The sequence below is a fragment of the Limimaricola sp. AA108-03 genome, from assembly GCF_050847355.1.
In the GTDB taxonomy this organism is placed as follows: Bacteria; Pseudomonadota; Alphaproteobacteria; order Rhodobacterales; family Rhodobacteraceae; genus Limimaricola.
On sequence record NZ_CP193760.1, the window covers coordinates 76,547 to 94,037 of the forward strand.

Genomic DNA, 17,491 nt, shown 5'->3' on the forward strand with positions numbered 1-17,491 from the left:
CCGGGGGTTCACATCACGGTCGAGCCTTGTCCCAGCAAGCGGCGGTGATGCGCTTCGGGACCGCCATAGAACCCGTTGGTCACGTCCAGAAGCCCCTCGCGGTCGCGGATCAACACCCGTCCCCGGGTCGAGCGGATCAGCGCGCGGCCTTCGAGTTCGTGCAACGCCACGGTGACGCCGGCGCGTCGCACCCCCAGCATCAGCGCCATGAAATCATGCGTGAGTTCGAGCTCGTCCCCCACCACCCGGTCGTGGCACATCAGGAGCCATCGGGCGAGCCGGGTCTCCAGCTTGCCCCGCCCATAGGCCAGCGCGGTACCCTGTATCTGGGCTATGACCGTGTTGACGTAGCGCAGTAGTCGATCCCGGCAGGCCCCGTCTTCCATGAGACGCCGAACGGTGTCGGCGTCGGCGCGCCAGCCCGTCCCCGCCACCTGCATTATCACGTCGCTGGTGCTTCGGTCGTCGCTCAGCACGAGTGGCAAGCCGGTCATGCCTTCGCGCCCCACCAATGCCGCCTCGATGGTGAGGCCCCCGTTCTCGCTCGAGACGATCGAGGCGATGCCGCTCGTGAGGAAATAGGCGTATTCCAGCGGTCTGTCGTACCGCTCGATCTGCGTGCGCGCTGGCAGATCGACAAAGCTGAGTGATCTGCGCAGCCCGGACATGGTTCCGGCAGGCATGCCCCTGAGCAACATGTTCGACTCGGTGGATATGACTGTCATGCAACCTCCTCGCATGTTGGGCGAGAGGGTACCCAATCTCCCGACGACCATGCCCATCTGCGCTGGCGATCGATGGCCGCACCATATCAGTTGCGTCCCGGCTTCCCAAGCCAAGGCCGACGAAAGCGTACCAAATTGTCCTCTCGGACCAACGGTGCCACTCTGTAATCCTCGGGGAGGAAAGGCCACAGTCACACTGTTCCAATGAATTATAAAGGTTGCCGTGGGCGTGACCCAGGGCGAGCTTGCGAGCAATGTCGCGCGGCACGGTGCGCTCACCACCGAGGAGGGCCGGATTTCCCTGACCTGGGACCGGGCGGGCGACCGCGTGACGCTAGGCTGGCACGAGATCGGCGGCACCGGCGCGCCCGACGGGGCGGTCGATGGCTATGGCCTCGATCTGGTCGCGGCGCAGGTCGAGGACCCAACTGCATGGAAAGATGGCAGCGGGCTTCTCGCGAGACGGCCTCGTGTTCGAGCTGAGCTTTTCCTTGGAGCGCTGAATTATTTCAAATGGCAGGTCGCACCCGATTCAGAAGCACGGTTTTCGTTGCCTGCCATCGCCGAAACGCATTCGTTTTTCATGCGCCCACTCGAAGTGCGAAGGATATGTGACGTTCCGAATCGTTCGAAACGGTTCGCTTGAAGGAAGACCTTGGAGAAGCGATTCCCTTGAGCGCAGACCCCCTGCTCCAATGCATTTGAATGCAAAATACTTATAGGACAAGGCATCCATTCTCTGGGTAAACCACATATCCACAATATAATTTTCATGACAAACATATATGCGAAACCTGCCTTTCGGGGTGGGCTTCCGTAAATTCGTCGCCCCTGAAAACCCAATTCCGAGAACGGGTTCGCGCGCGATGGCGGTATTTGGCCTATACCTTCGTACGGGATTGAACCGGCTATTGTGGCGACGTCGCGTAACTGGTCTCATGTTGGAGGGGCCGTTCGGGCGCGAGCGCCGTTCGACCTTTCCAAAAGCCAATCTTTCTTGGGAGGGAATGATTGATGAGACGCGAACTCGGAAGCAATTCCGTGAGCAAGCAAGAACGGCTTCGCTTCGAATCCTTGGCAATTCTTTTGGAAGCCCAGCATGACAATACCGATGCCCGCATGCGCCATTGCCGCGAAGCCGCCGGAATCCTCAGACAGTTGATCGGGCGCATCGAGGCGGCCGAACGCCAGGCGGCCCGGCCGCGCTTCGTGTCGCAGGTCAGCTAGCGGTGAACAACGACGCAACGGTTCTGCAGCGCGCCCCCTCTGCTGGCGGGACGGAAATGCTGCTCGACCTCATGGCGGATGCCCTGAAGGACATGCTGCGCGCGCATGATGCGCCGACGGCCTCTCTGGCACGCAGATCTGCCCGCAACGCGCTGCAGGCCTATGCGTCGCTTGCCGATTGTTCCGAAAAGAAAGGAGGCCTGCGATGACGGCCGAAGTCAGACTGGCAAGGGTGCTCGGGCGCGAGTTTCCGCGTCTTCCCGTCACCGGGCGCTTCGAGTCCGGTGCCAATCAGGAGGCCGACCACGTCACGGTCACCGACAGGCAGGGTGGGATCTGGACGCTCACGCTGTTCAGCCGCGCGCCGCATGGCCGCCGCAACGGCCTGCTGCGCGAGCTTGCGGCGGCGGCGCGACGCTGCCGTCTGCACTCTGTCGATCGGCTCGGATACCGCGAGATCTCGGCCTTCGAGGTCACCGATTGGGTGGACCCGGCCCATCCCGGCCAGCCCGCGAAGCTGCGCCTGCGCGCCACCAAGCGGCTCGGACATTCCGACGAGGCCGATACCGACGCGAGGGCGGAGGATTTCGCCTGATCTCCGCGACGAACCACCCGGCCCGTAGCGCCTCGACGTCTTCGACGCAGACGGGCCGTACCACCCCGGGGGCCGAGTGAAACGACCGCCAACGTCCGCATCCGCACCCTCGATTTCCCCAAGGGCAGGCAACGTCTATTCTCTTTGTTCACAGGGGAGGACACGAGCATGATCAAGCACGCGAGCCACGCCGTGGAAGGCCGGATGCTCGATGCCGCGGGCGTCGCGGGGGCCTTGCGACGTTGGGTGCCGCTCGGCGCGACCGTTGCCGAGAACTGGGCACGGGAGTGGCGGATTCTCGGTGTCGCGCGCAATGGCGCGACCGCCTACCCGGCTTGGCAGTTCGACCAGGCCGGGCTGCCGATCAGCGCCATGCGCGATATCATCCTGTCCCTCAGGCCGGCGCTCGACGCCGAAGAAATGCTGGCTTGGCTGCACGCGCCCTGCGCGGCGCTCGGGGACCGCGCGCCCTGCGACGTGCTCCGCGAGGATCCCGAGGCAGTCAAGGCCGCCGCACGAAAGCGCGGGGCCGAGCCGACCCGCTATCCCATGGCGGGCTGACCCCGCTTCGGAAGCGAAGCGGTCGGCGAAGCCCCCATAGCCTCGTCAGCGGTCCTTCGGGCCGCGGGTCGTCACTCCTCGGCCACGGCCGTGCGGCAATTCGTACGTTCCTGCCGCGACCCCATGGCCTCTCGCAAATCCCGCTCGGAAATGTCGCAGCGCCGTCTGCGCCCGGACATTCACGCTCATGCCAGGCCCAGCCCCCTGCGCTTGGCATGTTTCGCGGTGCAGCCACGGAGGAATCGGCGTAGCAAGTCCCGAATGGCTCAGAAACGATAGGAACGGCATGACCCAAGTCACCAGAACCGCGATCGTGACCGGAGGGCTCTCGGGCATGGGGCTGGCCATCGCCCGCCGGCTGGCCCGCGACGGCGTCGACGTGACCATCGGCGCCCGCCGGGGCGGCGATGCCGACGCGGTGCGCGACATCCTCGGGGCGCAGGGCATCGAGGCCCGCGCCGCCGCGCTCGACGTGCGCGACAGCGACAGCGTCGCGCGCTTCGTGTCGGATGTGGTGGCGCGGCGCGGTGGCGTCGACATTCTCGTCAACGCGGCGGGGGTCTACTCCGAGGCCCCGGTCGCCGACCACCCCGACGCGGTCTGGGACGACCAGATCGACACCAACCTGTCCGGCACCTTCCGGATGATCCGCGCGGTGATGCCGCACATGACGGCGGCGGGCTGGGGCCGGATCGTCAACCTCGCCTCGGTCGCGGCGCATCAGGGCATGGCGAACAACGCCGCCTATTGCGCCTCCAAGGCGGGGCTTCTGGGCCTCGGGCGCTGCGTCAGCCTCGAAGGCGCCGCGCATGGCGTCACCTGCGTCTCGATCAGCCCGACCTGGGTCGAGACCGAGATGCTCAAGCAGTTCATCGACGCCGACATCGCCGCCAGCGGCAAGTCGCGCGAGGAGGTCCGCGCCAACTACGCCGCCTCGAACCCGCAGCACCAGCTGGTTCAGCCCGAGGAGATCGCCGAGCTGGCCGCCTTTCTGGTGAGCGATGCCGGCCGGGCGATCACCATGGAGGATGTTCAGGTCAATGCCGGCTCGCTCTGGTAGGCCGCGCGCCGCCGCGCCAGCAGCGCGGCGGCGTCACTGATCGCCTCGAAGGGCAGCTCCGAGACCCGCGCCCAAGCCTTCCGCGCCGCGGCACTGTCGAAGCTGGCGTCGGCGCGCAGCGTCTCGGGCGTCTCGGCGATCACCCGGGCGATGCCGGATGGCAGATCGACCGCCTCGACCCAATCCCGCGCCGGGAGCGCGCCGTCATGGGCCACGCGGGTTTCGGCCACGAGGTTGTAGATCGGCACCCCGGGCCCGGTGACCGGACCCAGCAGCATCGCGGCGGCAGCGGTCACGTCGGTCATCGGGAACGCCATGTCCTGCGGAAAGACCCCGGCCCGGAGCGCGGCGGCGAGGATGATCTCGCAGATGTCGCGCGGGTTCGGCGCGTCGAGATCGTAGAGCGAGGGCAGTCGAATGATGGCGGCGGGGACCCCGGATGCGGCGATCGCCGACTCGGCCGCGATCTTGGCGGCGCCGTAGCCGGTGCAGCCTTCCCATGGCCGCGCCGGTCCCTCGGGCCATGGGCCGCCCTGTTCGGGGAACACCGCGCTGGAGGAGCTGAACCGCAGGTCCGCCCCGGCGGCGCGGCAGAAGTCCAGCACCGTCTCGATGCCCCGCGCCGACCAGTCGAGCATGTCGTCCCGGCCGATCGCCATGTTCACCGTGGCGGCGCAATGGACGACCGAACCGACGCGCGCCGCCAGCGCGTCATGCGCCGCCTCGCCAAGCCCGAAGCGCGGCGTATCCAGCGTGCCGGGCACCATGACATAGCGCTCGGGCGCGACCCCGTGACGGCGCGCCGCCTCGGCCAGTCGCTCGGCGGCGTCGCGCCGCTTGTCGCGCACCAGGCTATAGACGACATGGCCGGGCGGAAGGTCGCGCGCGGCCCGCGCCAACACGTGGCCACCGAGGAAGCCCGTCGCCCCGGTCAGCAGGATGCCGGGCCGGTCGAACTCCGCGCCCGTGGCGGCATCGCGCGCCTCCGTCAGCAACCTGTGCAACCGGTCGAGCGGCACGTTCATGGCCAGCTCGAAATCCACCGGCCTGTCATAGCAGCGCTCCAGTTCGAGGATCAGGCTCACGCACATCAGCGAGTCGCCGCCCTGATCGTGAAAGCTGAGCGCCCCGTCGATCTCGTCCGGCGCCCGCCCCATCACCCGGGCCGCGGCGGCGATCACCGCGTCCTCCGTCCCGGCGCCCGCCTCTGCCGTCTCGGTCACCGGCGGCAGCGCGCGCAGATCGGCCTTGCCCGAAACCGGGTGCAGCGGGATCGCGTCGAGCTGCACCAGATAGGCGGGCACGCAATAGACCGGCAGGACGCCCCGCAGCTCGGCCGCGAGGGCGGCGGGCATCCGGTTGGTGCCGGGCCGCAGCCCCCAGCGCTCGGCATTGGCGCGGGCCTGCGCGGCATCGACGGCAAAGTAGAAGATCAGAGCCTGTCCCCGCGCACCGACCTCGCCCACCCATGGCACCGCCTGCGCGAAATCGAGGCGGCCGCGCATCGTGTCGGTCAGCTCGCGCGTCTGGATCGAAAAGCCGCGAAGCTTGAGCATATGGGCGACGCGGCCGATGATGTGCAGCGCGCCCTCCGCGTCGACCCATGCCTGGTCGCCGGTGTCGTAGAGCCGCGCCTCGCGACCTTCGATATTCAGCATGCGGAACCGCAGCCCGGTTTCCTCGGGGCGGTTCACGTAGCCCGGCCCCAGCATGCGCGGCCCCTCGAAATGCAGCTGCCCCGGCACGTCCGGCGGACAGGGGCGGTCGCTCTCGTCGAGGATCACCGCGCGCAGGTGCCGCATCGGCACGCCGACCGAGGCCGGGCCGTCGCCGCAGGGCCCGGTGAGCCGCGACATGCAGACGTCATGCGTCTCGCAGATGCTGTAGAGGTTCCACAGCTCCGCCCCCGGCAGCTTGGCGAGCGAGGCCGTGATCAGCCCGTCGCCCACCACCTCGCCATTGAGCACGACGCGGCGCAACGGCAGCGCGGCCGCGGTGTCGCGGTCGATCGCGGTCAGGAAGCTGTTATAGAAGGACGGGGTGAACAGCATCTCGTCGATCCGGTTGCGGATCAGGAAACCGGCGAGGCCGCGCGGGTTCATCAGCGTGTTGGGATCGGGAAACCACAGCTCCGCCCCCATGCGCAGCGGCCGGAACATCTCCCAGATCGCGAAGATGTAGATCCCGACCCGCATGCCCGGCGCATAGGGCGTATAGGAATCGCGCCATTCATAGGAGAGCTGGGCCGAGTCCTGCGTGACCGGGATGCATTTCGGTCGTCCGGTGGTCCCGGAGGTCGCCACGAGATAGATCGCGGCGTCCGGCCGGACCGGCGCCGCCTGCAACGGCGCCATCGGGGCGTCACCGATGGTCTCGAAGAGACGCCGCGCGTCCAGCACCTCGCAGCCCTGCGGCAGGTGGCCCGGCGTGACCGGCTGACAGGTCAGCACCAGCGTCACGCCCAGCTCCTCGCAGATGTTGTGCAGCACCGCCTGCGGCATCGCCGGGTCGAGATGCACGAAGGGCCGCCCGTGGATCACGCAGGCCGTGGCGCTCGCGGCCATGGCGAGGCCGGGCGCCCCGAAGACGCCCACCGCCGGTGCGCCCCTCAGATGCGGCGCGCTGCGTTCGACGAAGCTGCCCAGCTGGCCATAGCTCAGCCCGCCCGCCTCGTCCGCCATGGCGGGGCGGGACGCATGGACCGAGATGGCGCGCGCCAGCGCGGCGCCGACGGTTTGGGGGAGGGTCATGGCAACTGCTTCCTTGGAATCTGCTACGCGAGGGGGCCGACGGGACGTCTCCAAGGCGCGCGCGCCCCGGCGCGGCGCCGGGAAAAACCCCGCGCCGCCCGGATATGTGACCAAGATGCGTTGGAACTACAACCATGCGCAGAAAGCCCCCGCGCGCAGCGGCGGCGAAGCGCCTTACCTCAGGTCCCCCGGATGATCCCGCCCGGCCGCGCTCGTCATTCCGCCGCGACGGGCTCCGGGGCGGTTTCGGCCGCCCGCGCCAGAAGCGCGCCTGCCTCGGCGCCGCTCATCGGGCGGCCCAGAAGGAAACCCTGTGCCACGTCGCAGCCGAGCTGCATCAGCCGGTCGATCTGCTCGGAGGTCTCGACCCCCTCGCCCACCGCCCCGACCGACAATTCGCGCGCCATGCTGGTCACCGCCTGCGCCACCGCCCAAGCCTTGTGATCGCTCTCTGACACGTTGACGAAGCTGCGGTCGATCTTGATCTGGTCGAGTTCGAAATCGCGCAGATGGGTGAAGGAGGAATAGCCGGTTCCGAAATCGTCCATGGCGATCTTCACCCCCATGGCGCGCAGCGCCACGAGGTTGCGCGCCAGATGCGCGCCGTCGCGCACCAGCGCGGTCTCCGTCAGTTCGAGCGTCAGCCGCGCCGGGTCGAGACCGTGGCGTTCGAGCGCCTGTCGCACCACCTCGACGATCGAGGGCAGGCGCATCTGCACCGGCGAGACGTTGATCGCCACATGCACGGTGCCGGGCCATTGCGTAAGCTGGCGGCAGGCCTCGTCGATCACCCATTCGCCGATCTGCACGATCATGCCGTTCTCTTCGCAAAGCGGGATGAACTCGGCCGGTGGCACCAGCCCGCGCAGCGGGTGGCGCCAGCGGATAAGCGCTTCGAAGCCGAGGATCTCGCGATCGGACAGCCGGCAGATCGGCTGGTAGTCGAGCTCGAACTCGCGGCATTTGTGGGCCTGGACGAGATCGCTTTCCATCTGGCGCCGCTCCAGCGCCTTTTCCATCATGCCTTCCTCGTAGAACTGGATCCGGTTGCGGCCCAGATTCTTGGCGCGGTAGAGCCCCAGATCGGCGCGCTGCAGCGCCTCGGAGGCGCCGAGCCCGCCCTCGGTCAGGCTGGCGCCGATGCTGCAGCCGATGGAGATCTTGTGGCCGTCCACCTCGAAAGGCCGGCTCAGGCTCTCGATGATGGCGCGGCCGATCTCCGTCGCCTCGACCTCGCCTGCGCCGTCGAGCACCACCACCATCTCGTCGCCGCCGAGCCGGAACACCGTGGCGCCGTTGCCCGAGGCGTCGAGCAGCCGTCGCGCCACCTGAATCAAGAGGCCGTCGCCGACCGGGTGGCCCAGAGTGTCGTTGACCACCTTGAAGTGGTCGAGATCGAGCATCAGCAGCGCCTGCGGATTGCCCTCGGGATGGAGCGCGGCCATGTGGTCGCGGAAGCTGCGCCGGTTGGGCAGCCCGGTCAGCGCGTCGTGGAACGCCATATGCGCGATCTTGGCCTGCGCGGCGCGGTGCTCGGTGAAATCGTCGAAGGTCAGCACCACCTCGCCCGTGGGCATGCGCCGGCTCGAGATGCACAGGATCCGGCCATTGGCGAACTCCTCCTCGCTGCGCAGCATCTCGGTGCCGCTCAGCCGCTCCAGATGGGTCCTGACCACCGAGGCAAAGCGCGCGCCACCCCAGGCCCGGCCGCCCTCGACCACCTCGATCAGCCGCTCGATCCCGTCGCCGGGGCCGATCTCGGCCTCGGGGATGTCGAACAGCGCGTGGCAGCGCTGGTTGATCGCGGTGATCCGGCGCGCCTCGTCGATCATCACCAGCGCGTTCGACATGTTCTGCAGCGCCGCGACGAAGGAGGCCTCCTTGCGCTCGATCTCGCGACGGGCGCTGGTCAGGTGGCGGCGGTGCAGCATCGCGGTGACGGCGGCATAGCACAGCGCCAGCGTCGCCAGCGTGGTGAAGCTCGACAGCAACTGGCGATCGATGCCCGGCTCGACCGCGCCGATCACCCTGATGCTGAGCCCGGACATCGCGGTGAAATGCAGCGCGCAGACGCCGCCCACCAGCCCCAGCCCGCGCAGCCAGAGCCCCCGCAGGCTCGTGCCCGAGCAGCCCATCGCCGGCGCGAAGAAGCCTGCGCCCAGAAGCACCGCCAGCACCGAGGACGCCGGATCGTGATGCATGTTGTTCTGCATCGCCATCATGCCGGTGAAATGCATCGCGCCGACCCCGAGCCCGGCCAGCGCGCCCAAGGCGGCGCGGGGCCAGCGGCGGCGCAGCGGGCTGGCGAGCGCGAGCGGCAGGCCGACGCCGATCACCCCGACCAGCGCCGACAGCGCGGTGATGGCGGGGTCGTAGCTCAGCGTCGCGCTGGGGATGTGACCGATCATCGCGACGAAATGCGTGGTCCAGACCCCGAGCCCGGCCACCAGCGCGATCCAGCCCAGCGGCGCCAGCCGTACCGGCGACCCGGCTAAAGCGACCTGCCGCATCAGCGTCACCAGCGTCAGCGCCATGCCGGCGCAGACGATGATCGCGGTGACGAGGTAGTGGGGGCTGGTCTGCTGCAGGCCCTGCAGGATCGTCGTCACCATGTCTCGTGCCCCTCTTGCCGTCGCGCGCATATCTGCGGGCGAAACTCGACCGAATAATGGCGAAAACGGTGTTTTTGCAATCGGATCAGGGTTCGACGATGCGGAGTGGCCTGCTCTCCGCCCGACCAGAGCCATGAAGATGTGCGCTCTCACGCTTCCTCTCGACCGACATCGGACCCGCCGGAGCATGGGCAGAACGCGGCGACGGACCCCGAGATGGCGCATATCAGCCGGCCCGAGGACCCGTGTCATCCGCAACACCTGCAGCACCGAAACAGATGCGCCGCATGTCGGGCATCGGCGCATGGAATGCCCCGGAAACTTTTGCCGGCGCGTGAACCCGCCGTCCCGATCGGTGACCACTTCCGCCCGGGCGCAAACTCCCATATGCGTGAATTCTGATCACACCGAGCGTGACCGGATGAGAACCATCGATTTCCTGCAAGGGCTCGGCGTGGGCGGAAGCGACCGTGTCGACTGGCCCGCCGTGTTCGACCGCCTGCATGAGGGGCTGGTCATCGCCGAAGTGGTGCATGACGCCCGAGGGCGCGTCAACTGGCGTTACCTGCATGTCAACGAGGCCTGGTCCCGCCTCACCGGGCTGAGCGCCGAGGGTATCGCGGGCCGCCTCGTGACCGACGTCATCCCCGGCGTCGAACAGCACTGGGTCGAGGATTTCGCCGCGGTCGCCCTCGAACAGGAGCCCCGCAATTTCGTAGGCCCGGTCTCGGAGCTCGGGCGGATCTACGACATCCGCGCCTTCCCGATCTCGAAGGACCGCTTCGGGCTGCTGTTTCTCGACGTCACCGAACGCGAGGAAAACGAGACGAAGCTCAGGGAGCGGGCCGAGGTGCTGGAAGCGCGGATCCGCGACGAGTTCGGCGCCCGGGCCCGGGTCTGGGACGTGTCACCTGATATCCAGGTGGTCGCCAATCACGCGGGCTATTTCGAACAGGTGAACCCCGCGGCCACCGCCATCCTCGGCCATCCGAAGGAGGTTCTCCTCGCCACGCCCTTCATGGAGCTGATCCATCCCGAGGACCGCGTCGGCACCCTCGCAGCCTTCGAGAACGTGAAGCAGGACCAGCCGGTCCTGCGCTTCGAAAATCGATATCGCCATGCCGATGGCAGCTATCGCTGGCTGTCCTGGGTCACCGTGCCGCATGAGGGCAGGATCTACGCCACGGCGCGGGACGTCACCCAGGAGCGGGCCCATGCCGAGGAGCTGGAGCTGCGCCGGGCCGAGCGCAGCAATCTGTGGTCCGCCTCGCGCGACCTGCATCTGATCTGCTCGCTCGACGGCATCTACCAGGAGGTCAGCGACGCCTGGCAGTCGCAGCTCGGCTTCGCCCCGGAGGAGCTGGTCGGCATGCGCTTCGATGCGCTGATCCACGAGGACGATCTCGATTTCGCGCAGCGGCTCTTCGCGGAGCTTCTGGAGACCGGCTCGGTCGGCCATGTCGAGCTGCGCATGCGCGACCGGGCGGGCGAGTTCCACTGGCTCGGCTGGAGCGCGGTGATCAGCGGCGGCGTCATCTTCGCCACCGGCCGCGACCTCGGCGAGAAGCGCCGGCAGGAAGAGCAGCTGCGCCTCGCCGAAGAGGCGCTCGCGCAGTCGCGCAAGCTCGAGACGCTGGGCCAGCTCACCGGCGGCGTGGCGCATGACTTCAACAACCTGCTCGCGGCGATCCAGACCAATCTGAGCCTGCTGCGACGGCAGATCGAGGCGCCCGACGACCGGACCGTCACCCTGCTCGACCGCGCGCAGGCGAGCGCCGATCGCGGCGCCAAGCTCGTGCAGCACATGCTCGCCTTCGCGCGCCGTCAGGATCTCACCCCGCGCCCGGTCAATGCCTGCGCGCTGCTCGATGACATGGAGCCGCTGCTGCGCAGCTCGATCGGCCCGGGCGTCAGGATCCGGCGCCAATTCGACGAGGACGCACCCCTGGCCCTGGTCGATGCCAACCAGCTCGAGATGGCGGTGCTGAACCTCGTCGTGAACGCGCGCGACGCGATGGAGGGGCGCGGCACGCTCGACCTGAGCTGCCGCCTCGTCGAGAGGGTCGATGAACCGGACCTGTCGCCCGGCAGCTACGTGGTCATCGAGGTCAGGGATGACGGACCCGGCATGGATGCGGCGGTGCTGGCGCAGGCGACCGAGCCGTTCTTCACCACCAAGGGCGTGGGCAAGGGCACCGGGCTCGGGCTGAGCATGGTGCACGGGCTGGCGCGCCAGTCGGACGGCGCGTTCCGCCTCGACAGCGCCCCCGGGCGCGGCACCACGGCACGGATCTTCCTGCCGGTCGCCGTGACGGCCGACACGGACGCGCCGGAGCGACCTGGCACCAGCCGCGCCGCCGGGCCCGAACGACCGCTGAAGATCCTCGTGGTGGATGATGATTTCCTGGTGCTGATGGGCACGGTCGGCATGCTCGAAGCGCTCGGGCACGAGGTGCTGGAGGCGGCGCATGGCGAGGCGGCGCTCGATCAGCTTCGGGCCCACCCCGACATCGACCTGCTGATCACCGATCAGGCGATGCCGGGCATGACCGGGGCGCAGCTTGCCGAGGCCAGCCGGGCGCTGCGCCCGGAACTGCCGGTCCTGCTCTGCACCGGTTATGGCGAGCTGCCGCCGGGCAGCGAAAGCGTCATCGCGGGCCGGCTCGGTAAACCCTTCACCGAGGCCCAGCTCGGCGAGGCGATCTCCGGGGCGGTCGGCACCACGGGCTGAGGGGCCGAAGGCCCCGAAAGGCCGGGCGGAAGCCGCGTCAGAGCCCGGCCGCAAGCTCCGCCTGACCGATCTCCAGCAGCGCCCGGACATGCGGCGCGAAGCTGCGCCAAACGTCGAGCCGGAACTCCTGCGGCCCGTCGCGCCACAGCACCACCTGCACCGTGTCGAACACGGTGCGGACCGCACGTCCCGGCTCCAGAAGGTCGAGGTCGCGCGGGCAGGCGATGGTCAGCAGTTCCTGCGCCGCCGGGCCGCTGATGCGGTAGCTGATCTCGCGATCGGAAATCTCGGTGAGGTTGTGCGGCGCGGCCTCATACGCATCCCGCGCCGCGGCGAGGATCGCGTCACGGGCCGCCTCGGGCGCGCAGATCAGCCATTCATCCGGGCCGAGGCACAGCGCCGTGCGGCCCTGCGCCTCGGCGGTCCGCCCGATACGGTCGGGCAGATCGAGCCCGAGCGCCCGGCCCAGCGTCGCCGCCTGCGCGGGACGCACCCGCAGCGAAAACCGCGATACCGGCGCCAGCTCGTCGATGCGGACCCGCGCGGTGGCCTCCGCCAAGGTGAAATCATGCGTCTGGTTGGTCATCATCGCGCCTTCCTCAGAGCTTCAGCCGGTCGCCGTCGGGGTCATAGAAGGCGGTCGAGGTGATCTTCGCCCGCACCACGCCCTCGGGCATCGGCACATACACCGTCTCGCCCTCGCGATCGCGCCCGCCCTCGATCAGCGCCATGGCGATGGAGCGGCCCAGCGTGGCGCTGTGATAGGAGGAGGTCACGTGGCCGACCATCTTCATCGGCTTGGGCTGGTCCGGGTCGAGCACGATCTGCGCCCCCTCCTCCAGCTTCACCGCGCCGTCCTCGGTCAGGAGACCGACCAGCTGCTTGCGCTCCGGGGCGACGAGATCGGGCCGCGCCAGCGACCGCTTGCCGACGAAATCGGGCTTCGCCTTGCCGATCGCCCAGCCCAGCCCCGCATCCTCCGGCGTCACCGTGCCGTCGGTGTCCTGCCCGACGATGATGAAGCCCTTCTCGGCGCGCAGCACATGCATGGTCTCGGTGCCGTAGGCGGTGATGCCGTGCGGCTCGCCCGCTTGCATCAGCGCCTCCCACAGCGCCAGCCCGTGCCGCGCCGGCACGTTGATCTCGAAGCCCAGCTCGCCGGTGAAGCTCAGCCTGAACAGCCGCGCCGGGAAGCCCGCGACGCGGCATTCGGCGATCGACATGTGCGGAAAGGCCTCGGCCGAGATGTCGCAGCCTTCGACCAGCCCCGCCAGCACCTCGCGGGCCTTGGGCCCGTTCAGCGCCACGGTCGCCCATTGCTCGGTGGTCGAGGTGAGCCAGACGTCGAGATCGGGCCATTCGGTCTGGAGGTAATCCTCCATCATGTTGAGCACCCGCGGCGCGCCGCCCGTGGTGGTGGTGACGTGGAACAGGTCCGGCCCGAGCCGCCCGATCACCCCGTCGTCGCGGATGTAGCCGTCCTCGCCAAGGAGTACGCCATAGCGGCAGCGCCCCGGCGCCAGCTTGGTCCACGGGTTGGTGTACATGCGGTTCATGAACTCGACCGCGTCCGGCCCCGCCACCTCGATCTTGCCCAGAGTCGAGGCGTCGAAGATGCCGACCGAGGCCCGCGTGGCGCGGCATTCGCGCGCCACCGCCGCCTCCATGTCCTCGCCGCCTTGCGCAAAATACCACGCGCGGCGCCACAGCGAGACCGGCTCGAACACCGCGCCGTTCGCTTCGGCCCAAGCGTCGATCGGCGTGCGCCGCGTCACCTCGAATGTCGTGCCCCGGTGGTAGCCCGCGAAGGCGCCGAAGCTGGTCGGCGTGTAGGGCGGGCGGAAGGTGGTGAGCCCGACCTCGGGCGGGGCCTTGCCCACCGCGTCGGCGGCGATCATCAGACCGTTGATGTTCGACATCTTGCCCTGATCGGTCGCCATGCCGTTGGTGGTGTAGCGCTTGACGTGCTCGATCGAGCGCATCCCCTCGCGCACCGCCAGCCGGATGTCCTTGGCGGTGACGTCGTTCTGGAAATCGATGAAGGCGCGGACGCGGCTCGACTTGCGGTCGGTCGGCAGCTCCTTGTGGCTCTCGCCCGTCCCGGTCCGGTCATGCGCGACGGCAAGGGTCGTGGCCCCGGCCGCCCTGCCGAGCGCCGTCGCCGCCTCCGCCCCCGCCTTCGCCCCGTCGGCCAGCGCCGCCTCATAGCCCCAGAGACCGCGCCCCGCGCCCGCGATGTGGCAGTCCTCGGTCATCCGCCCGGGCAGGAAGGTCCGGCTCTCCTCATCCCATTGCAGGCTGCCCTTGGTGTGCGAGAACAGGTGCAGCGACGGCGTCCAGCCGCCCGACATCAGCAGGCAGTCGCAATGGATCATGCGGGGATCGCCGACGCGGCCCGCTTCGACCGGGTTCACCGTGACCGAAGAAATGCGCAGCCGGCCGCGCGTGCCGGTGACGGTGTGGCCCGCCAAAACCTCGATGCCGCGCACCCGCGCCTCGGCGCGCAGGTCTTCGCGCGGGGTGTCGCGGATGTCGACGATGGCGACGATCTTGGTGCCCGCCTCCGCCAGATCGAACGCCGCGTACCAGGCGCTGTCTTGCGAGGTGACGATCACCGCCCGATCGCCCACTTTCACGCCGTAGCGGTGCAGGTAGCTCTGCGCCGCGCCCGCCAGCATCACGCCGGGCCGGTCGTTGCCGTGGAACACCAGCGGCTTTTCCAACGCGCCTTGCGCCAGCACCACCCGGGCCGCCCGCACCCGCCACATCCGCTCGCGCGGGGCGTTCGCGGGGATCTCGTCGAGATGGTCGGTGAGCTTCTGACAGAGCCCGATCATGTTCTGGTGGTAGTAGCCGATCGCCGTGGTGCGGGTCATCAGCCGTACGCCGAGAGCGGCGAGCTCGGCCAGCGCGTCCGAAAGCCACTCCCAAGCCCCCAGCCCGTCGATCTCCACGCCGGGATCGGACAGGAGAGCCCCGCCCATCTCGGGGTTCTCGTCCACCAGCGTCACCCGCACGCCCGCCCGCGCCGCCGCGAGCGCGGCCATGATACCGGACGGTCCGGCGCCCACGACCAACAGATCGGTGTGCAGGTAGCGCGAGGCATAGCTGTCGGGATCGACCTCGGTGGGTGCCTTTCCCAATCCCGCGGCGTGGCGGATCACCGGCTCGTAGAGCTTGTCCCAGAAGCTGCGCGGCCACATGAAGGTCTTGTAGTAGAATCCGGCCGGAAACAGCGGGTGCAGCGCGTCGTTCACCGCGCCGAGATCGAAGGCGAGCGAGCCGAGCCGGTTCTGGCTTTCGGCCACCAGCCCCTCGCGCAACTCCTGCACCGTGGCGCGCGTGTTGGGCTCGAACCGGCCCTTTCCACGCGAGGTGCCGATGAGCGCGTTGGGCTCGGCGGAGTCCGCGGTCACCGGCCCGCGCGGGCGGTGGTACTTGAAGGACCGGCCCATCAGGTGGACCCCGTGCGCCAGCAGCGCCGAGGCGACGGTATCGCCGCGCAGGCCGTCATAGGACTTGCCGTCGAAGCTGAAGGTCACCGTCTCGGCGTGGTTCACCCGGCCCTTGCCGGGAATGCGGAACTGGCTCACTGCGCGGCCTCCAGCGATGCGAGGTCGGGGCGCGGCGCGCCCGCCTCGTAGGTCAGAAGAAACCGGTCGCTCACCGTGTCGCGCACCGCGTTGAAAAAGCGCGCGCAGCCATGGACATGGCGCCAGCGCTCGAAATGCGGGCCGCGCGCGTTGGTGCGGATGAACAGGAAGTCGCGCCATTCCTCGTCGGACATCGCCGAGGGGTCCTCGGGCCGAATGACATGCGCCTCGCCCGCATAGGCGAACTCCAGCTCCGGCAGGGTCTCGTCGCAATAGGGGCAGTGGATCAGCAGCATGTCGTCACCTCAATGCGCGACGGCGGCGGCCGCCGCCTCGTCGATCAGCCGCCCCGTGCGGAAGCGGTCCAGCGTGAAGGGGGCGTTGAGGGCATGCGGCTCGCCCGTGGCCACCGTGTGCGCCAGCACATGCGCTGCGCCCGGCGTCGCCTTGAAGCCGCCGGTGCCCCAGCCGCAATTGACGAAGAGGTTCTTGACCGGCGTCTTGCCGATGATCGCCGAGCGGTCCGGCGTCACGTCGACGATGCCGCCCCATTTCCGCAGCATCCGCATGCGGTTGAAGATCGGGAAGATTTCGCAGATCGCCGCCACCGTGTGCTCGATCAGCGGCAGCCCGCCGCGCTGCGAATAGCTGGTGTACTGGTCGGTGCCCGAACCGATCACCAGCTCGCCCTTGTCGGACTGGCTGATATAGGCGTGCACCGTGTTCGACATCACCACGCAGGGAAACACCGGCTTCACAGGCTCCGAGACCAGCGCCTGCAACGGGAAGCTTTCGAGCGGCATCCGCACGCCCGCGCTCTCCATCACCACGCTCGTGTGCCCCGCCGCCGAGACCGCGACCTTCTTCGCGCCGATGAAGCCCTTGGCGGTATCGACCCCCGTCACCGCCCCGTCGGGCCCGCGCCGGATCGCGATCACCGGGCAGTTCTGGATGATGTCGACGCCCCTCGCCGCCGCCGCCCGCGCATAGCCCCAGGCCACCGCGTCGTGCCGCGCCGTGCCCGCCCGCATCTGCAGCGCCGCGCCCATCACCGGGTAGCGCGCCTCCCGGGAGATGTTGAGCGGCGGGCAGAATTCCTTGGCCTCCTCGGCCGAAAGCCAGCGGTTGTCGACGCCGTTCAGCCGGTTCGAATGGACGTGGCGCTGGAAGGACTGCACGTCGTGGACGTTGTGCGCCAGCATCATCACCCCGCGCCGCGAGAACATGACGTTGTAGTTCAGCTCCTGTGACAGCCCGTCCCACAAATCGAGCGCGTGGTCGTAGAGCTTGGCGCTCTCGTCATAGAGGTAGTTCGAGCGGATGATGGTGGTGTTGCGCCCGGTGTTGCCGCCGCCGAGCCAGCCCTTGTCGATCACCGCGACATTGGTGATGCCGTGTTCCTTCGCAAGGTAATAGGCCGCGCCGAGGCCATGCCCGCCGGCGCCGATGATGATCACGTCGTAGCTCTTCTTCGGCTCCGCATCCGGCCATTGCTCGCGCCAGCCCTTGTGACCGGTGAGCGCGTTCTTCACCACGGCGAAGGCGGAATAGCGGGGCATCGGGCAATCCTCGGGCGGGGGCATCGCCCCCGCAGTGCCACGATCGCGCCGCCCCCGAGTGGATGGATGCGACGCATC

14 protein-coding genes are annotated in these 17,491 nt (G+C 68.7%); 7 read left to right on the forward strand and 7 right to left on the reverse strand.

Translation table 11 applies throughout. From position 1 onward, the window contains the following. Positions 1 to 8: 8 nt before the first annotated feature. Positions 9 to 725 carry a Crp/Fnr family transcriptional regulator gene (locus tag ACRAQ3_RS19890; RefSeq protein ID WP_432256988.1) on the reverse strand — a complete coding sequence of 239 codons (717 nt, stop codon included), beginning with the start codon at positions 723 to 725 and terminating at the stop codon, positions 9 to 11. Between the two features lie 223 nt (positions 726 to 948). Between ACRAQ3_RS19890 and ACRAQ3_RS19895 the strand changes: the two genes are divergently transcribed. From ACRAQ3_RS19895 to ACRAQ3_RS19920, 6 genes are all read left to right on the forward strand, one after another. Continuing rightward, the gene (locus ACRAQ3_RS19895) at positions 949 to 1,371 is read left to right on the forward strand and encodes a hypothetical protein (RefSeq protein WP_432256989.1); all 423 of its coding nucleotides are present in this window, start codon (positions 949 to 951) and stop codon (positions 1,369 to 1,371) included. A gap of 368 nt (positions 1,372 to 1,739) precedes the next feature. Then, the gene (locus ACRAQ3_RS19900) at positions 1,740 to 1,952 is read left to right on the forward strand and encodes a hypothetical protein (RefSeq protein ID WP_432256990.1); all 213 of its coding nucleotides are present in this window, start codon (positions 1,740 to 1,742) and stop codon (positions 1,950 to 1,952) included. Between the two features lie 56 nt (positions 1,953 to 2,008). Further along, a complete protein-coding gene (locus tag ACRAQ3_RS19905) occupies positions 2,009 to 2,161 on the forward strand; it encodes a hypothetical protein (RefSeq protein ID WP_432256991.1) in 153 nt (50 codons plus the stop codon). Beyond that, complete coding sequence (locus ACRAQ3_RS19910; protein WP_432256992.1) at positions 2,158 to 2,547, forward strand: hypothetical protein; 390 nt, start codon at positions 2,158 to 2,160, stop codon at positions 2,545 to 2,547. The genes ACRAQ3_RS19905 and ACRAQ3_RS19910 overlap by 4 nt, the downstream gene beginning before the upstream one ends. A 168-nt stretch (positions 2,548 to 2,715) precedes the next feature. Beyond that, positions 2,716 to 3,108 (forward strand): hypothetical protein, encoded by a 393-nt coding sequence (locus ACRAQ3_RS19915; RefSeq protein WP_432256993.1) that lies wholly within the window; start codon positions 2,716 to 2,718, stop codon positions 3,106 to 3,108. 286 nt (positions 3,109 to 3,394) lie between these two features. Next, positions 3,395 to 4,168: an SDR family NAD(P)-dependent oxidoreductase gene (locus ACRAQ3_RS19920; RefSeq protein WP_432256994.1), complete on the forward strand. Its 774-nt coding sequence runs from the start codon at positions 3,395 to 3,397 to the stop codon at positions 4,166 to 4,168. On the opposite strand, the gene ACRAQ3_RS19925 is transcribed toward ACRAQ3_RS19920, so the two are convergent. Both ACRAQ3_RS19925 and ACRAQ3_RS19930 read right to left on the reverse strand, forming a co-directional pair. Next, positions 4,141 to 6,918 carry an AMP-binding protein gene (locus ACRAQ3_RS19925; RefSeq protein WP_432256995.1) on the reverse strand — a complete coding sequence of 926 codons (2,778 nt, stop codon included), beginning with the start codon at positions 6,916 to 6,918 and terminating at the stop codon, positions 4,141 to 4,143. The two genes, ACRAQ3_RS19920 and ACRAQ3_RS19925, sit on opposite strands and share 28 nt — an antisense overlap. 215 nt (positions 6,919 to 7,133) lie before the next feature. Further along, positions 7,134 to 9,530: a bifunctional diguanylate cyclase/phosphodiesterase gene (locus ACRAQ3_RS19930; protein ID WP_432256996.1), complete on the reverse strand. Its 2,397-nt coding sequence runs from the start codon at positions 9,528 to 9,530 to the stop codon at positions 7,134 to 7,136. A 421-nt stretch (positions 9,531 to 9,951) separates the two neighbouring features. Here ACRAQ3_RS19930 and ACRAQ3_RS19935 point away from each other — a divergent pair, with 421 nt between their 5' ends. Then, positions 9,952 to 12,261 carry a PAS domain S-box protein gene (locus ACRAQ3_RS19935; protein ID WP_432256997.1) on the forward strand — a complete coding sequence of 770 codons (2,310 nt, stop codon included), beginning with the start codon at positions 9,952 to 9,954 and terminating at the stop codon, positions 12,259 to 12,261. A gap of 37 nt (positions 12,262 to 12,298) precedes the next feature. On the opposite strand, the gene ACRAQ3_RS19940 is transcribed toward ACRAQ3_RS19935, so the two are convergent. The 4 genes from ACRAQ3_RS19940 to ACRAQ3_RS19955 are packed head-to-tail and all read right to left on the reverse strand — an operon-like array spanning position 12,299 to position 17,413. Next, positions 12,299 to 12,847, reverse strand: a complete 549-nt coding sequence (locus ACRAQ3_RS19940) for a sarcosine oxidase subunit gamma (RefSeq protein ID WP_432256998.1) — start codon at positions 12,845 to 12,847, stop codon at positions 12,299 to 12,301. A 13-nt stretch (positions 12,848 to 12,860) separates the two neighbouring features. Next, the gene (locus ACRAQ3_RS19945; RefSeq protein ID WP_432256999.1) at positions 12,861 to 15,854 is read right to left on the reverse strand and encodes a sarcosine oxidase subunit alpha; all 2,994 of its coding nucleotides are present in this window, start codon (positions 15,852 to 15,854) and stop codon (positions 12,861 to 12,863) included. Next, positions 15,851 to 16,150 (reverse strand): sarcosine oxidase subunit delta, encoded by a 300-nt coding sequence (locus tag ACRAQ3_RS19950; protein WP_432257000.1) that lies wholly within the window; start codon positions 16,148 to 16,150, stop codon positions 15,851 to 15,853. The genes ACRAQ3_RS19945 and ACRAQ3_RS19950 overlap by 4 nt, the downstream gene beginning before the upstream one ends. 9 nt (positions 16,151 to 16,159) lie before the next feature. After that, a complete protein-coding gene (locus ACRAQ3_RS19955; protein ID WP_432257001.1) occupies positions 16,160 to 17,413 on the reverse strand; it encodes a sarcosine oxidase subunit beta family protein in 1,254 nt (417 codons plus the stop codon). Positions 17,414 to 17,491 lie beyond the last annotated feature (78 nt).

Coding starts and splice junctions, on each gene's coding strand:
- ACRAQ3_RS19925 (WP_432256995.1), bottom strand. CDS start 6,918: ATGACCCTCCCCCAAACCGTCGGCGCCGCGCTGGCGCGCGCCATCTCG.
- ACRAQ3_RS19930 (WP_432256996.1), bottom strand. CDS start 9,530: ATGGTGACGACGATCCTGCAGGGCCTGCAGCAGACCAGCCCCCACTAC.
- ACRAQ3_RS19915 (WP_432256993.1), top strand. CDS start 2,716: ATGATCAAGCACGCGAGCCACGCCGTGGAAGGCCGGATGCTCGATGCC.
- ACRAQ3_RS19910 (WP_432256992.1), top strand. CDS start 2,158: ATGACGGCCGAAGTCAGACTGGCAAGGGTGCTCGGGCGCGAGTTTCCG.
- ACRAQ3_RS19890 (WP_432256988.1), bottom strand. CDS start 725: ATGACAGTCATATCCACCGAGTCGAACATGTTGCTCAGGGGCATGCCT.
- ACRAQ3_RS19900 (WP_432256990.1), top strand. CDS start 1,740: ATGAGACGCGAACTCGGAAGCAATTCCGTGAGCAAGCAAGAACGGCTT.
- ACRAQ3_RS19920 (WP_432256994.1), top strand. CDS start 3,395: ATGACCCAAGTCACCAGAACCGCGATCGTGACCGGAGGGCTCTCGGGC.
- ACRAQ3_RS19955 (WP_432257001.1), bottom strand. CDS start 17,413: ATGCCCCGCTATTCCGCCTTCGCCGTGGTGAAGAACGCGCTCACCGGT.
- ACRAQ3_RS19940 (WP_432256998.1), bottom strand. CDS start 12,847: ATGACCAACCAGACGCATGATTTCACCTTGGCGGAGGCCACCGCGCGG.
- ACRAQ3_RS19950 (WP_432257000.1), bottom strand. CDS start 16,150: ATGCTGCTGATCCACTGCCCCTATTGCGACGAGACCCTGCCGGAGCTG.
- ACRAQ3_RS19935 (WP_432256997.1), top strand. CDS start 9,952: ATGAGAACCATCGATTTCCTGCAAGGGCTCGGCGTGGGCGGAAGCGAC.
- ACRAQ3_RS19905 (WP_432256991.1), top strand. CDS start 2,009: ATGCTGCTCGACCTCATGGCGGATGCCCTGAAGGACATGCTGCGCGCG.